General features: G+C 67.0%; 8 protein-coding genes and 1 tRNA gene. 5 read left to right on the plus strand and 4 right to left on the minus strand.

Annotated features, from left to right (window positions below; all coding sequences use genetic code 11):
- Positions 1–44: 44 nt before the first annotated feature.
- Both NXY83_RS04335 and NXY83_RS04340 read right to left on the minus strand, forming a co-directional pair.
- A complete protein-coding gene (locus NXY83_RS04335; RefSeq protein WP_258804862.1) occupies positions 45–599 on the minus strand; it encodes a GNAT family N-acetyltransferase in 555 nt (184 codons plus the stop codon).
- Positions 569–2,845, minus strand: a complete 2,277-nt coding sequence (locus tag NXY83_RS04340) for a prolyl oligopeptidase family serine peptidase (protein ID WP_258804863.1) — start codon at positions 2,843–2,845, stop codon at positions 569–571. Before NXY83_RS04340 ends, NXY83_RS04335 begins: the two co-directional genes overlap by 31 nt.
- Before the next feature lie 73 nt (positions 2,846–2,918).
- Between NXY83_RS04340 and NXY83_RS04345 the strand changes: the two genes are divergently transcribed.
- The gene (locus tag NXY83_RS04345) at positions 2,919–4,853 is read left to right on the plus strand and encodes an FAD/NAD(P)-binding protein (protein ID WP_258804864.1); all 1,935 of its coding nucleotides are present in this window, start codon (positions 2,919–2,921) and stop codon (positions 4,851–4,853) included.
- A gap of 186 nt (positions 4,854–5,039) precedes the next feature.
- On the opposite strand, the gene NXY83_RS04350 is transcribed toward NXY83_RS04345, so the two are convergent.
- Together NXY83_RS04350 and NXY83_RS04355 are read right to left on the minus strand one after the other, a co-directional pair.
- On the minus strand, positions 5,040–9,569 hold the full coding sequence (locus tag NXY83_RS04350) for an ExeM/NucH family extracellular endonuclease (RefSeq protein ID WP_258804865.1): 4,530 nt from the start codon (positions 9,567–9,569) through the stop codon (positions 5,040–5,042).
- 449 nt (positions 9,570–10,018) lie between these two features.
- Positions 10,019–10,106: transfer RNA gene (locus tag NXY83_RS04355), tRNA-Ser, on the minus strand.
- Between the two features lie 107 nt (positions 10,107–10,213).
- Between NXY83_RS04355 and NXY83_RS04360 the strand changes: the two genes are divergently transcribed.
- From NXY83_RS04360 to NXY83_RS04375, 4 genes are all read left to right on the plus strand, one after another.
- Positions 10,214–11,197: an NAD(P)H-quinone oxidoreductase gene (locus NXY83_RS04360; protein ID WP_258804866.1), complete on the plus strand. Its 984-nt coding sequence runs from the start codon at positions 10,214–10,216 to the stop codon at positions 11,195–11,197.
- A 119-nt stretch (positions 11,198–11,316) separates the two neighbouring features.
- Entirely contained in the window at positions 11,317–11,919 is a 603-nt protein-coding gene (locus NXY83_RS04365; protein ID WP_258804867.1) for a PadR family transcriptional regulator, read from the plus strand.
- Positions 11,916–12,653, plus strand: coding sequence for an ABC transporter ATP-binding protein (locus NXY83_RS04370; protein WP_258804868.1), 738 nt, complete (start codon positions 11,916–11,918; stop codon positions 12,651–12,653). Before NXY83_RS04365 ends, NXY83_RS04370 begins: the two co-directional genes overlap by 4 nt.
- On the plus strand, positions 12,653–15,511 hold the full coding sequence (locus NXY83_RS04375) for a hypothetical protein (protein WP_258804869.1): 2,859 nt from the start codon (positions 12,653–12,655) through the stop codon (positions 15,509–15,511). The genes NXY83_RS04370 and NXY83_RS04375 overlap by 1 nt, the downstream gene beginning before the upstream one ends.
- Positions 15,512–15,553 lie beyond the last annotated feature (42 nt).

Genomic DNA, 15,553 nt, shown 5'->3' on the forward strand with positions numbered 1-15,553 from the left:
CTGTCCGCCGGCTCCAAAGGGGCGCCGGCAGGAAGCCTGCAACATCAGGAGGAAGTCTGCGGCGGGCGGACCATCCGGATTTCGCGGAGGTTCTCCCAGCTGGGAATCACGTCCTCGGCGCCGTCGGGTTCAAAGCCGAACCTGCGGTAGAAGCCAATCGCCCGGCCGTTGTCCGCAGCCACCCAGAGGCTCGCGGCCTCATTGCCGAGGGCGGCTTCCAGCAGCCGCCGTCCCAGGCCAAGCCCTTGATGCGAGGCCAACAAGTACAACCCCCACACCTCAAGGTCCGCCGATGGGGGCGGCGCCTCATGCCAGGACCAGGCAGCAGGCCCTGGGCGGACGCCGGCGAATCCTACGATCGTTCCGCCGTCGCACGCGATCCACGCCGCGGCCGGCTCAGGCCGGTCCAGGAGTCCTCGCCACAGCGCCAGCCGGCCGGCGGGGTCCACTGCCTTCAGGAACGCGTCGGACAGCATGCCGCGGTAGGTTTCCCGCCAGCACTGGAGATGCACCTCGGCCAGCGGCTCCACGTCCCCAGCGATGGCCGGCCGCACAGACAAACCTGCGGTCACGACGTCCTGCCCGCCAGTGCCTTCCACAGGAAATGCTGGCTGCGCGCCTGGAGCGCAGCGGCCTGCCGGTTGTCGGACGCGCCGGCGTGGCCACCCTCCAGGGCCTCGTGGAACCATACGTTGGGAATGCCCATGGCCAGCATGCGGGCCGCCATCTTGCGGGCCTGGACAGGTCCAACCCTGTCATCCGAGGTCGCCGTCCAGATGAACGTTTCGGGGTAATCCACGCCGTCCTTCAGCAGATGGTAGGGGGAGAACGTCCGGATGTAGTCCCACTGATCGGGCACGTCCGGGTCACCGTATTCGGCAATCCAGGAGTGGCCCGCGGACAGCTTGGTGTAGCGGCGCATGTCCAGCAGGGGAACGCCGCACGAGATGGCACCGAACAGTTCCGGATACTGGGTGAGCATGTTTCCCACCAGCAGCCCGCCGTTGGAGCCGCCTACGCAGCCGAGCCTTTCGCGGGACGTGACCCCGCGGGAGATGAGGTCGCGGGCCACCGCGGCAAAGTCCTGGTATGCCTTGTGCCGGTTCTCCTTCAGGGCTGCCCGGTGCCAGGACGGCCCGTATTCGCCGCCGCCCCGGATGTTGGCCACCACATAGACGCCGCCTCGGGAGTGCGGCGCTTCCCCCGCGTCCCCGGGCAGTCCGTTCGTCCTGCGCTCCAGCCAGGCCCTGCCCACCGTGCCGCTGTAGGCAGGCGTTCGCGAGATCTCAAACCCGCCATAACCGGACAGCTGGGTGGGGTTCTGGCCATCCAGCGGCAGGTTCCGTGCGGCCACCTGGAAATAGGGGACACGCGTGCCGTCATCGGAGACGGCGAAGTGCTGCTGCACCTCGTACCCGCTGTCCCTGAAGAACGACGGCGACGTCTTCACCGTCGCGTGCCGGCTCACCACGCCAGGGGTCCCGGCGTCGCCGTGGCTGCGTTCCAGCGTGCCCCGCATCAGGGTGCTGGGCGTGGTGAAGCCGGTGGCGATGAGCCAGAAGTCGTCACCTGCACCGCCTTCGGCCGCAGCCGCGTCCTCGTCATCCACGGCGTAGGCGTTGACGTCGTGCAGGGGCGGGCAGGCATCCAGGGGAGTGGATGCCCAGGCGCCCCCTGGGCCGTCATGACTATCAGGGCCGTCGACGCGGCGGGACGGGTCAAGGACCCGGATCTGGGACGAGACGTCCTTCAGGAGGTTGAGCAGCAGGAAATTCCGCGTCCAGCTCCAGGACTGGAGTGAGGTGCTGGTATCCGGAGTGAACAGGACGGCGAGGTCCCGGGCGCCTGCGAGGTAGTCCTCGAACCCTGCGGCCAGCAGCGACCCGGCGGCATAGGTGGTCCCGTGCAGGACCCAGTCCTGCTGCGGGCGGAACAACAGCCAGTCACGGTGGGCGCTGACATTGACGTCGGTGGGCACATCCAATGCCACCCACTCGCCGTCCCGCAGCACCAGGTTCGTGCGGTTGAAGAAGTCAATGTAGTCCACGGCGAAGGTGCGTTCGAAGCCGGGTGTGGAGTCGTGCGCCACCACCGCCATCATGTGGTCCTCGGGGACCTCGAACAACCGGGGCGCGCCGGCCAGGCCGGCGCCGCGCTTGAGGGTGACAGCGGTCCGGGCGTAGGAGGACGCCGTCTTTGGGAGCCCTTCCGCGGTGGAGGCAACCAGCAGCGTGTCCGCGTCCAGCCAGGACACGTTGCCCTTCGCCGTCGGCAGGTCGAAGCCGCCCTGGGCAGGGTCCACAAAGCCGCGGGCCTCGACGTCGAATTCGCGGTAACGGTTGGCGTCCCCGCCGTCAGGGGAGAGCGCCAGCAGGGCCAGCCGGTACGGTTCACCGGGGGCGGGGCGGAGGAACGTTGCGCCGTGGAACACCCACTCCTCGCCTTCGGCGGCGGCCAGGGCGTCCACGTCCAGCAGGACGTCCCATTCGGGCGAGTCTGTGCAGTAGCTCTCCCAGGTGGTGCGGCGCCACAGGCCCTTGGGGTTTTGCTGGTCCTTCCAGAAGTTGTAGTACCAGTCGCCGCGCTTGCCCACCATGGCGATGCGGTCCGTGGAGTCCAGCACCTCGAGGATGCTGCCCTCCAGCTCTACATAGTCGGCGTCCTCGAGAAGGTCCTCCGTGCGGGAGTTCTGCTCCTTGACCCAGGCAAGCTGCTCTTCGCCGTAGATCTCTTCGAGCCAGACATTTTCGTCAGTGGGCTCGGGCGCGGTGCCCACAGGGGCGCTGCCGTGGGAGGCCTGGCCGGAACCTGGGGCGGTCGCTGAATCAGCTGCAGTGGTGGTCATGCGCCCCATCCAAACAACATCCCCGGGGGCTGGCAAGTCAAGCGTTCAGCCCTCAGCGGATACTCTGGATGCCGTGGAAATAACGCAGAGCACCCGGACCGCCATTATTGGTGCCGGACCCCGGGGCACCAGCGTGCTGGAACGCCTGCTGGCCCACGTGGCTGCCCACGCCGCGGCCGGCCCCGTCCGGCTCCACATCGATGTGATCGATCCCTTCCCGGCCGGTCCCGGTCATGTATGGCAGCCGGAGCAGCCGCGGTTGTTCCTGATGAACACGCAGTCCTTCTATCCCACCCTCATTCCGGAGGACCCGGCACTCCCGGCGCCGGTGGCGGGCACCACCTTCGACCAATGGCGGGTCCGGCAGCAGCGCGACCCATTACCGTTCCTTACGGGGGATGAACGGGCGGAACTTGCCGTGCTGGGATCCAATGACTTCCCCAGCCGGGCCCTGTATGGCAGGTACCTTCGCTGCACCCTGGAGGACCTGCTGGACAAGGCGCCCGATGGCGTCACCATCGATTTCCATGAAACGACGGCCCTGTCGGTGCGCCCCGCAGGAGACGGAATGTTCGACGTCGGCCTGGCCACCGGCAACACGCTCCGCACCAATTCAGTGGTCCTGGCGCTGGGCCACATCCCGTCCCGGCTGAATCCCGAACAGCGGGAACTCCAGGCTTCGGCGGAGCATCTGGGCCTGCGGTACCTGCCGCCGGCAGTGCCCGCCGACGTGGACTGGTCGCAGATCCCCGCCGGCGAACCCGTCCTGGTGCGCGGCATGGGATTGAACTTCTTCGACACCATGGTCCAGCTCACCGAGGGCCGCGGTGGAAAGTTCGTCAGCAGCGGCGGGCGCCTGGACTACGAGCCGTCCGGCCAGGAACCGCGCATCATTGCCGCGTCCCGGCGTGGCACCCCCTACCGGGCCAAGGCGGCGCTGGAAGGCTACTACCCGGCGTCGGTCACCCTCCGCTACCTCACGGAGGCAGCGCTGGACCGCTTCCGGAAGGCCGGCATCCGGCCGGGGTTCGACCACGACCTGTGGCCCCTGCTGCACCGTGACAGCATCTGGGCCTATTACTCCACCCTGGTGCGCTCGCAGCCGGGCGCGGTCCCGGATGCTGCCGCGTTCCTTGCGGCGCTGGATGAAGCGCTGCACCCCCACGCCCACGCGGCAGGCAATTGGGAGGACAGCGTGGAGAGCGTGCTGGCCATCCATGTGGGGCCCAGGCACCGGCTGGACCTCCCCGGCCTCGCGGCGCCCCTGGCGGGGCGTTCCTTTGCTTCACGGGCGGACCTCGATGCCGCCGTGGTGGAGTACCTGCTTGACGATGCCCGCCGTTCCGCCCTGGGCGAGGACGACCCCGTGAAGATGGCCATCGGTGCCCTCCATCACGGACGCGCTGTCCTCAAGACGGCAGTGGCCGACGGCGGCATCACCGACGAATCGTGGGTCGCCGGCCTGCGTGGCTGGTTCGAGTCCTTCGTGGAAGGCCTGGCCAGCGGACCGCCTGCGCTGCGCTCTGAGCAGCTGGCTGCACTGGCGCGGGCCGGAGTGGTGAGCTTCGTGGGACCGGATCCCAAGTTCGTTGTTGACCGCAGGTCCCGGATGTTTACTGCGTCCTCGCCGTGGGTTGAGGGTGCACCGGCGGCGGCCCGGACCATGGTGGAGGCGCTCGCGCCGGGCAACAGGGTCTCGGCCAATGACTCGCCGGTGCTGGAGCAGCTGCTGGCGGACGGACTGGTCCGCCCCCGGCTCATGATGACGGCGGAGGGAGCACCCGTGCAGTCAACTGGCCTGGACGTGGCACCCCACCCATACCGTCCGATTGCGGCGAACGGGTCAGTGACGGAGGGCCTGTATGTGCTGGGCCTGCAGCTCTCCTCCACCCAATGGGGAACCGCTATTGCTGCCGAAGCCATCCAGCCTGGGGGGCCGGTATACCGCAGCGGCCAGCGGACCCTGCGTGACGCCGACGAGATCGCCGCAGCCATCCTGGACCTCTAACCCCCGGACGCTCTCTCACATCCTGCAGCCAAACGCCCAACGCTCTCTCACCTCTGGCGCTTAAACGCCCAACGCTCTCCCACCTGCGACCAGTTCATGGGTGAGAGAGCGTTGGGTAAAAACGCGCAAAATGTGAGAGAGCGTCGAATGGGGTCTGGCTTTGCCGGGTTGAACCCCATCAGCAGCTCAGCCGCGCAGGCAGGCCCGGTAGGCGGCCATGGCCTGGCCGTAGTTGCCTTGCCCTGCCACGTCCGCCGGGCGGGACGGCTTGACCGGCGCCGTGCAAACGGGCGGCACGGTTCCACCCGTCGCCACCTGCACGTCCACCGTGACCACCGTGCCCGATTCGGCAGCGGTGAGCACCAGGGTAGCCCCGCCGTCAGCCGCGCCTTCCGGAACGGCGAGGCTGACGCTGGCAGTGCCCGCACTGACAGGCACCGCGCCCAGCTGCGTGACCGTGCCGGCCGAGTCCGTGAACACAGCGGACAGCGCTGTGTTGGCAGGGCTGCCCAGCGACGTCAGGTCCAGCTTGGAGACCGTGAGGGCAACCACCTCACCGGGCTTGACCTCGCCGGGGGTGGAGTTGGTGACGGCCACCGAACGCCGGGCAAAGTCCGGTGAAACGGGACTGCTCTTTTGCAGGTAACCGATCCAGGCGTCCCGGTCCACCAACCCCGAGTCGCGGGTGTTGGTGCCCTCCGTGAAGATCCGGAAGTTGTCGCCGCCGGTGGCCAGGAAGCTGAACGTGCCCACCCGGTATGACTTCGTTGGGTCCAGCAGCTCGCCGTTGACCCGCACCGACGTGATGCGGTCACCTCCCGCGCGGTCTGCGTCGTACGTGTAGTTCACGTTCCTGGACAGGCCCAGTTGGATGTAGGCGCGGCTGGGAACCGTGCCGTCCGCGTTGGTCTGCCACTGCTGCTCCAGCAGCGTCTTGAACTGGGCTCCGGTCAGGGACGTGGTCCACAGGTTGTTCACGAACGGCAGCACAGCATTGGCTTCGGCGTAGGTGATGGCGCCGTCGGGTGCGTAGTACAGCTCGTTTCGCAGTCCGCCGGCGTTCACCACGCCGATTTCCGCTCCGCCCAGCTCGGCCGGCTTCAGCGAATCAAGCAGCGAGTCGGCCACCAGGTTGCCCAGCGTGGACTCGTTGCCGCGGTCGTCGCGCTTGGCGGCACCGGTGGCGTCTGTGGTGAAGGCGGTGGTGATGTCCGCGGTGACGGAGCCTACCGGCTGGCCGCCGATGACCGCCGCGTCCGCTAAGGCCTTCTGAACGATGGTGTCGACGGCGGCAACGCGCGGGTAGGCAGCGATCAGGTCAGCGGCGGGCTCGGTGGTGCGCTTGACGTTGCCGGCCTTGTACGCCGTGACCTCTTTGGTGGCCGTATCCACCGTCAGCTGGATCTGTCCCACGTTCTCGCCGTAGTTACCGGTCTGCACGATGGGGCGGGTCCTGCCGTCCCCTCCCGGAACGGGGGCATCCCAGGAGTATTCCTTGTGGGTGTGGCCGGTGAATATGGCGTCAACCTCCGCCGATGTCCCGGTGACCAGCTTGGCGAAGGGGCCGCCGGCTGCCACTTCTTCCTGCAGTGTGGCGCCTTCCACGGTTCCCGAGCCGGCGCCGTCGTGGTTTACCACGATGATGACGTCGGCAAGGTTCTCCGCCGAGATCCTGGCAGCAGCACGGTTGATGGCGTCTACCGGATCACCAAACTCAAGGTCTGCGATGCCGGCGGGGGTCACCAGTGATGGAACCTCCTGGGTGACGGTGCCGATGACTGCCACCTTAATGCCGTTCAGCTCCAGCACGGTGAACTCCGGCAGCAGGGGTTCAGTAGTGCCTTTCCGGTAAACGTTGGCTCCCAGGTAGGGGAACTTCGCATTGGTTCCACCGGCGATGACGCGGTCCCTCAGGTCCGCCCAGCCGCCGTCGAATTCGTGGTTGCCCACGGCCGCGGCCCGCAACTCGAGGGCGTTCAGCACGTCGATGGAGGGCTGGTCCTTGGCAACGGCGGAGGCAAACAGGGAGGCGCCGATGTTGTCACCGGCAGAGAGGAACGCCGTTGCGCCGGGGGCTGCCGCCGCGCGGAGCTTTTCGATGGTACCCGCGAACTGGACGGTGTTGGCATCGATCCGGCCGTGGAAGTCGTTGATGCCCAGGAAGTTCAGGTCAACGCTGGTAGGCCCGGACTCGAGGTTCAGGCCTACCACCACCGGATCATGGTCGCTGGCCCGGAACTGGTCCGGCGCGTAGTAGTTGGTGACGTTGTTGTTATAGCGGCTGTACTCCAGCGCCACGGACTCCACCGAATTGATGTTCCAGATGTCCGCGCCCGTGACCACGGCATCAGCGGCGGGCGAAGCCAGGATGTGGTCCAGGGACCCGACCATTCCGCCGAAGAGGTAGGAGTGCTTGGCCGAGCCGTCGGCGTTGCGTGCCTTGTCGTCCTGGTTGACGTAGCCTGCGGAGGTGAAGACGTTGATGGGGTCTTCCTTGGCATAGGCGTTGAAGTCACCGACCAGGAATACCTTGTCCGTGCCCTTGGCGGACTGCAGGGAGGTGGCGAAATCCAGCAGTGACTTTGCCTGGGCAGTACGCGCCAGGTTCGAGGCGCCCTGGCCCTTGTCCGTGTCGTCCGGCGTTGCCGCCGATCCCTTGGACTTGAAGTGGTTGGCAATGGCGATGAATTCGGTGCCGGCGCCACCGCCCACGGGTTTGAACACCTGCGCCAACGGCTTGCGGGCATTCGCGAAGGCGGCCGTGTCATTGTGGATGATGGATTCGCCCACCGGCTCGGCGACGGCCTTCTTGTAGATAAATGCGGTGCGGATCATGTCCTCATCGCTGAGCGGGGGTGCGTTTGCGGGGGAACGGACGTAGTCCCAGATACCGGGCGTGGCGATGTTCAGGGCGTCCACCAGTTTGGCCAGGGCATCGTCCCGGTTCTTGCCGAACTGTGCGGAGTTCTCAATTTCCATCAGGGTGACAACGTCTGCGCCCGCCTTGGCGATGGCTGAAACGATCTTGTCCTGCTGCCGCTGGAAGTTCTCGGCATTGGCCGCCCCGCGTGCGCCACAGCCACTGCGGACCGTGATGGGGTTGCCAGCGCGGTCCTCATAGAACGTGCATCCGGCCAGGGTGTCGCCGGTGGTGGGGAAATAGTTGAGCACGTTGAAGGAAGCAATCTTGACGTTGCCGCCCACCGCAGCTGGAGCGTCCGTGCGGGTGGCGCCGAACGTGGCCGGCTGGACGGCTGCCTTGTTCGTGCCGGTCAGGTGCGTCAGCGGCTGGAGCTTCCAGGCGTTGTTCGCGTAGCCCAGGACCACGTTGGTGGTGAAGGTGGCAGGCGAGCCCACCCGCACCGGGTCATCCGTGGTCAGGTAGGGCAGGACCGCCGCCTTGGTGCCGGCATCCTTCAGGAAATTGGTGCTGGACCCGTCGTCAAGCCTGATGCCGCGGGCGGCGTTTTCGGCCACGACGGCGGCGTGCTCAGCCGTACCGAACGGCGCCACCGCAGTTGGCTGGACCAAGGGAGTGGTGCCTCCTGCCAGGCCGATCTCGCCGTACTGGTTGACGCTGTAGTTGTCCGTAACGGTCAGCGGCCCCCGGGGTGCCAGGAGCATCCCTTCGAGGGATTCCCGGAAGGTTTCGTCGGCGGGCAAAGTGAAGGTGGTCGGCTTTACCTCTGGAGCAGCTTCCGTCAGCTTGGCCAGCCCTGCGGCGGAGGTGACGTTCAGCTGGGTCATCCCGTAGTACTCGGCCACGGTGCCGGTCAGCTGCACGTAGTCCCCGGCCTGGACCGAACCCACGGTGGCGGGCGAGTAGACGAAGATGCCGTCCGATGCCGAATGGTTGGCGGACGTGAGGTCGCCGCCCGTGCCGGCTGTCTGAAGGTAGTAGCCGTTCAGGCCGCCGGTGGGGAACACTGCCGTGACCTTGCCGGTGGTGGTGACCGTTGCGCCGGTCAGCGGGCTTTCGGCACCGGTGCCCTGGATTTCGGCGATGGTCTTGGTGACCGTATCAGGGGTGGGGTCCGGCGTGGGGTCCGGGGCCGGGGCAGTTCCGCCGGAGGCGGTGGGGGTGATGGCTGCGCTGAGGGTGAAGTCGGCGGCGTTGCTGTTGGTGTCCGCTCCGCCGGCCCTGTTGAGGCTCTTGGCATCTGTGTTGCCCAAGGGTGCCGCGGCGGCGTGCGTCTCGAAGGTGTTGGAAGTGCCGTAGCCCAGGAGGTCCGCCACACCTGCGGGTTCCACCTGGGAACCGTAGGACAGCCCGACGGCGGTGGGTTGCCTGGCGAGCACGATGGTACCGGCGCCGCCGCCGAAGTTCAGGGCGCCTGACACCAGGTCCGGGACGGGCAGGTCGGCGCCGCTGGTGCCGTTGTTTCCGCCCTGCACCAGATAGTGGCCCTTGGCCGGGATGGACCCGGACAGGACGGCCACGCCCGTCGGAGCTGCGGTGCCGGTGCCGGAGCGGTACTGCAGCGACCAGCCGTCCAGCGGGACCGGAACGTCCGAGCTGTTGTAGAGCTCCACGAATTTGTTCTTGTAGGCGGCGCCGTTGCTGCCGCCGCTGAGGTAGGCCTCGTTGATCACAACGGGCGAGCTTCCCGCCGCGGCCGAGACCTCCGCGGCTGCCGGGACAGCTGCCAGGGGAGCTGCAATGAGCCCCGCGGACAACGCTGTACCCAGCGCTAGTTTCCAAGGTATTTGATGCATCCGCTCTTACTTTCATAAGGGTGTCCCCGGTGGGGGACCCGTTGGAGTATGCCCGGGTTGTACCGACGGACAAGTGGCCCCGGATCCTGCTCCTGGTCAAGTGGTGTTCCGGCACATCACAACAGCGCTGAATGAACGCGAGGTGGCTAGTGCGTGCATTCGGAGGGACGTTCCCCAGCGGAACGTGCCGCCCACCGGCCTGGAGCCCCCGTAGCCCGGTTCCGGTGATGCTGGTGGTGGTGGCCGGCGAAGGCATGTGCCGGCCATCACAAAAAAGAATACCGGCCGGTAGCTTCCCGAAAAGGGGTCTTCCGTGGATTTAGTCCAAAGAATGTACGGGGTGGCAACAGGGCCGGGAAACGCGGCCGTCTCAAGCGGAATGGAGGGGGCCGGCTTAAAGCAAAGGACCCCTGCCGGCCAGCATTGCCGGCGGACAGGGGTCTTCTTCGCGGAAGGTAAGAGATTCGAACTCTTGGTACGGGGTTACCGCACACTAGTTTTCAAGACTAGCTCCTTCGGCCGCTCGGACAACCTTCCTCAACTAGTAGTGTTTCATAGGCACTTGCCTGCAACAAAACAGAGACCGGAAGGCGTCCGGTGCACACTGGTTGCAGCCAGTATTCAGTCAGAAACGGGAGTGGTCCATGAAAGCCGTCTACATATCGGAACCGGGCGGCCCGGAAGTCCTTGAGGTCCGCGAGGCGGATGCCCCGGAGCCCGGCCCCGGCGAGGTGCTGATCGACGTCGTTGCCGCCGGCCTCAACCGGGCGGATGTGCAGCAGCGACGGGGTTTTTACCCGCCGCCGCCCGGCGCGTCCGAAATCCCGGGCCTGGAAGTATCCGGCCGGATCGCCGGTTTCGGCCCTGGGGTCACCAAGGCGTTCTCGCTGGGTGACAAGGTGGTGGCGTTGCTCGCCGGCGGCGGGTACGCCCAGCAGGTGGCGGTCCCCGCTGAGCAGGTACTGCGGGTGCCCGAAGGCGTTGACCTGGTGACGGCTGCTTCGCTCCCGGAGGTTTCCGCGACGGTCTACTCCAACCTGATCATGACGGCGCAGTTGCAGCCGGGCGAGACGGTCCTCATCCATGGCGCAACAGGCGGCATCGGCACCATGGCCATCCAGCTGGCCAAGGCATTCGGTGCCAGGGTTGCCACTACCGCGGGTACGGACGAAAAAGTCAGCACCGCCAAGGCCTTCCTGGGTGCTGACATTGCCATCAACTACGCCGAGGAGGATTTTCCGGAAAGCCTCCGCCGGCAAAACGGCGGCAAGGGCGCCGACGTGATCCTCGATGTCGTCGGAGCCAAGTATCTGTCGCAGAATGTGGACGCCCTGGCAGACTACGGGCGCCTGGTCGTGATCGGCCTGCAGGGCGGCACGAAGGGCGAACTTGACCTGGGGCAGCTGCTGAAGAAGCGTGCAGCAGTGGTGGCCACGGCGCTCCGGCCCCGTCCGGTGGAAGAAAAGGGGGCGATTATGAATGCTGTCCGTGACGCGGTCTGGCCGCTGGTCAGCGACGGCCGGATCCGCCCGCTGGTGGACAAGACGTTCCCGTTGGACCAGGTACGTGCCGCCCACCGCTATTTCGACAGCGGGGACCATGTAGGCAAGATCCTCCTGCTGATGTAGGCCACCGCATACTCGGTATTGTGCGACGGGCATCACTGCGTTACTCTTTGACATATACGCGGTATGCACGGGTCTTGGGGGTCCGTGCATACCGGCGGTAACCAGCCCAAAGGAGCAGCATGTCCATCCGCCACAGCCTCCTCGCCCTGCTGCAGGACCAGCCGCGTTACGGCTACCAGTTGCGGGTCGAGTTCGAGAACCGGACCGGTGCCACTTGGCCCCTCAATATCGGGCAGGTCTACACCACCCTGGACAGGCTGGAGCGGGACGGCCTGGTTGCCAAGGAAGGCGATGACGGCGATGGTCATGTGGTCTACAGCATCACCGCCGCGGGCAAGGCGGAGGTGCAGGGCTGGTTCGCCGCGCCGGTAGAGCGCAACAACCCGCCCCGGAATGAGCTCGCCATCAAGCTGGCGCTCGCCGTCACCCTTCCGGGCGTTGATGTCCAGGCCATCATCCAGGCCCAGCGGGTGGCTTCCATCCGGGCCCTGCAGGATTACACGAAAGCCCGCAGGGACGCCGCCGCCAGCCAGCGCAGTGGCGATACCGCCTGGCTGCTGGTCCTGGACTCCTTGATTTTCCAGACGGAAGCAGAGGTCCGCTGGCTCGACCTGTGCGAGGCCAGGATGGTCCAGCAGGCGGTGTCGGCCGGTGCGGCACGCAAATCGTCCAACGGGGTCACGGAAGACGCCGTCCCGCTCAACGCGGACATCCGCCGGTGAGCGTCCGGGGGCCGCAACAGGTCCTGGAACTTGCCAAGGTCAGCAGGACATTCGGTGAAGGCGCGACGGCGGTCGCGGCGCTTCGGGACGTGGACCTTGCCATCAGTGCGGGCGAGTTTGTCGCGGTGATGGGACCGTCAGGCTCCGGAAAGTCATCACTCCTGGCGCTGGCCGGGGGACTGGACAGGCCGACGTCGGGCGCTGTGTTTGTGGAGTCGACTCCCCTCGCCGGCTTGGGATTGAATGAGCTGGCACGGCTGCGGCGACGTGCCGTGGGCTACGTTTTCCAGGACTTCAACCTGGTTCCCACCCTGACCGCCGCCGAAAACGTCGCGCTGCCCCTCGAACTGGACGGCACAGCATCGAAGAAGGCCCGCCGGCAGGCAACGGACGCCCTCCGGCAGGTGGGAATTCCGGAACTCGCGGACCGCTTCATGGACCAGATGTCCGGTGGCCAGCAGCAGCGGGTGGCCATCGCACGGGCGGTGGTGGGGCAGCGGCGCCTGATCCTGGCTGACGAGCCGACGGGTGCACTGGACTCGACCACCGGCCAGGGAGTCATGGAGGTGCTGCGGTCCCGGGCTGACGCGGGCGCCGCCGTCATGCTGGTCACCCACGAGGCCCGCCACGCTGCCTGGGCAGACCGGGTTGTGTTCCTCCGCGACGGCCGGATCGTGGACCAGGCCACCGCCATGCACGATCCGGCCATGCTGCTCTCGCAGGCCGGCCTCTGATGCCGCTGGACCTCACTCCGGCCCCGGGAGGGCGCCGGAGCAGTCTCCGGGTTGCCCTCCGCATGGCCCGGCGGGATATCCGACGGCACCGTGGGCGCTCGCTCCTGATAGTGCTCCTGATCATGCTGCCGGTGGCCGGGATGACGGGAGCCGCCACCCTGTACCAAAGCTCGCAGCGGACGCCTGAGGAAATCGTCCGCTACGAGCTCGGCAACACGCAGGCAAGGTTCAGCGTCCTGCCCGTTCCCAACGGTGAGTCCCTCCAGGACCCGCTGAACGACACCATGGTGGTCTCCAGCACGGGGAACCATGATCCGGACTTCGAGGGAAGCGATCCGCGTGATCTCGTCCCCGGTGGCTATGAGGTGCTGCCCCAACGGCACCTTCAGCTGACCACCGCAGTGGGGGAGGCACTGGTGTCGCTTCAGGGCCGGGAGGTGGACGCGCTCCACCCTGCCTTCGCCGGCAAATTCACACTCCTTGACGGCCGGGCCCCGGAGTCGGAGAACGAAGTTGTGGTGTCTCCCGGGCTGCTGGCGCGCTTCAGCCTCGAGTTTGGCGCCCAATTTACGACGTCGGCCGGGACCTTTGTCCCCGTCGGCACCATCCGCGACGCCGACGCATCTGACAACAACAGCTTCCTGTACCTTCGACCCGGGCAGGGGCCGGCAGATGCCCTGGCCGACGAACGTTCGCATTCGATGTCCTATTACGTCGTCGGACAGGAACCGGTGACGTGGCACCAGATCAGGGAGGCCAACAGCCGGGGCGTTGCAGTGCTCTCCCGCAGCGTGGTGCTCAATCCTCCGCCCAGGGACCAGCGGGTGGCCAATGGTGCACAGCCCAGCTATCAGTCCTCGGAAACGACGACCCTCTACGCCACCTTCGGTCTCCTTGGAGCCCTTGCGCTCCTGGAAGTGGGCCTGCTCGCCGGCGCGGCCTTCGCGGTGGGCGCCAAGCGGCAGGTGAGGGAATTGGCACTGCTGGCGGCCTCGGGGGCAGACATACCCACGGTCCGTTCCGTTGTCACTGCGGGAGGGCTCTGGCTCGGCAGCATTGCGGTTGCAGCAGGGGCGGGCGTGGGGCTGGCCAGCGCAGCGGTGGTTGTCCTTTGGGTCCGTTCCACGGGCTCCGCACGCCTGGCTGGAGTGCATCCCGATATGCTGCTGACCACGGTTGCCATGCTGATGGGACTGGCTGCGTGCATTCTTGCTGCCCTGGCCCCCGCCAGCCAGGTTGCGCGCCAAGCCGTGCTTGGTGCCCTCAAATCCGGCCGGGCACCGGCAGGCGACGGAAAGCGGACCACCATCACCGGCGCAGTGCTGCTTGTGAGCGCAGCGTGCCTTCTTGCTGCCGGGTGGTTGCTGGGGCGGTCGGCCACGGACCCGGACCGGCAGGCGGAGCAACTGCCTACGGTGGCCGGGTTGCTGATCGGCGGAGCAGTGCTGGCTGTGGCGGCACTCGTGCTGCTGACCGGATGGCTGATTCTCCTCCTGACCTCGCGGACGCAGCGGTTCTCCCTGTCCCTGAGGATGGCTGCGCGGGACTCCGCCCGGAACCGCGGCCGGACCGTCCCGGCAGTGGCAGCGGTGCTTGCCGCAGCCACGCTCGCAAGTGCCGCCCTTGTGCTGTCCGCGAGCCAGCAGACCTGGATGAGGGAAAACAACTCGTGGAACGCGCTGGAGAACCAGGCCTTTCTGCCGCTGGCCGTGGATCAGCCCCCACTGGCGGACGGCAGCACCCAACCGCCTGTCACGGTGGATCCGGCCGAGCTTTCTGCAGCCGTGGAGCGCGCCCTCGGTACCGTCGCATGGACCCAGATCATCACCGCGCCTGCCTACCCCCGTAACTGCGGTGATGGGCCAAGTCCCCACCCGGAAGCGCCGGCCAGGACAGAAACCTCCAACTGCGTGCAGTATTCCCTGGCAAAACCCGAGGGCAACGAGTGTCCCATGACCCCACAGCGCCGCATCAAGGACCCTGCCGACTGGCGCTGCCAGGGATCGCTTGCCCAATGGTCCGGCTCCCATCGGGCTGTTGTCGTGGGAGGCGCGGACGATATCAGTGCTGTACTGGGCCGGGAAGCCGGCCCCGAGGCTTTGGCGGTTCTGCAGGCAGGGGGCATGGTGGTGACCAATCCCATCTTCGTCCGGGACGGCAAGACCGTGCTGCAGGCCAAGGACCTCCGCACCTGGAGTGACTCCGCGTCGGACCCGTCCACCGTTCACGACACAGTCAGCAGTTTCACGTTGCCCGCCATGGTCCTGGAACCTGCTGAAGCTGTGCCCTACTACGGCGTTATCTCGCCGGAGACCGCAGAGCGGCTGGATCTGCGCCCTGCGCCCGCGGAACTGTTGGTCCAACTGGACCGGTTCCCCTCGGCCGCCGAAGCGGACGCGGGTGCCGCCGCCGTAGCAGCGGTCTACAAGCAGCCCGGCACGGGGTTCTGGGTGGAACCCGGCATTTCACAGAACAACCCATGGATGACCTGGTCCATCGTCGCCGCCAGCGCGCTCATAACGCTCAGCGCGGCGGGTATTGCCACCGGACTATCGCTGGCTGATGCCCGCAACGACCATGTGACCCTGGCCGGTGTGGGTGCATCCCCCCGCCTGAGGAAGGCCCTTGCAGCCTCGCAGGCACTTCTGACCTCCGGTCTTGGCGGGGTGCTCGGATGCCTGGCCGGGACCCTTCCGGCGGTGCTCATTGTCGGTTTTACGGACATGCGGACCGCGGTGGAGGTTCCCTGGCTGCACCTGCTCGCGCTGATGCTGGCGGTCCCGTTGACGGGATCAGCCCTTGCATGGGTCTTTACCCGGGCAGCGCTGCCGATGTCCCGGCGCGGGCTGCTGGCCTAGCACCTGGCTGCCTGCCCCGCCGAGCAGGGGCTGCGGGGCAGC

Origin of the sequence: Pseudarthrobacter sp. NS4, assembly GCF_024758005.1 — a bacterium.
Classification (GTDB): Bacteria; Actinomycetota; Actinomycetes; order Actinomycetales; family Micrococcaceae; genus Arthrobacter.

Excerpts from the sequence above, each read along its gene's own strand:
- NXY83_RS04340 (WP_258804863.1), bottom strand. The coding sequence starts at position 2,845 with ATGACCACCACTGCAGCTGATTCAGCGACCGCCCCAGGTTCCGGCCAG.
- NXY83_RS04350 (WP_258804865.1), bottom strand. The coding sequence starts at position 9,569 with ATGCATCAAATACCTTGGAAACTAGCGCTGGGTACAGCGTTGTCCGCG.
- NXY83_RS04360 (WP_258804866.1), top strand. The coding sequence starts at position 10,214 with ATGAAAGCCGTCTACATATCGGAACCGGGCGGCCCGGAAGTCCTTGAG.
- NXY83_RS04365 (WP_258804867.1), top strand. The coding sequence starts at position 11,317 with ATGTCCATCCGCCACAGCCTCCTCGCCCTGCTGCAGGACCAGCCGCGT.
- NXY83_RS04375 (WP_258804869.1), top strand. The coding sequence starts at position 12,653 with ATGCCGCTGGACCTCACTCCGGCCCCGGGAGGGCGCCGGAGCAGTCTC.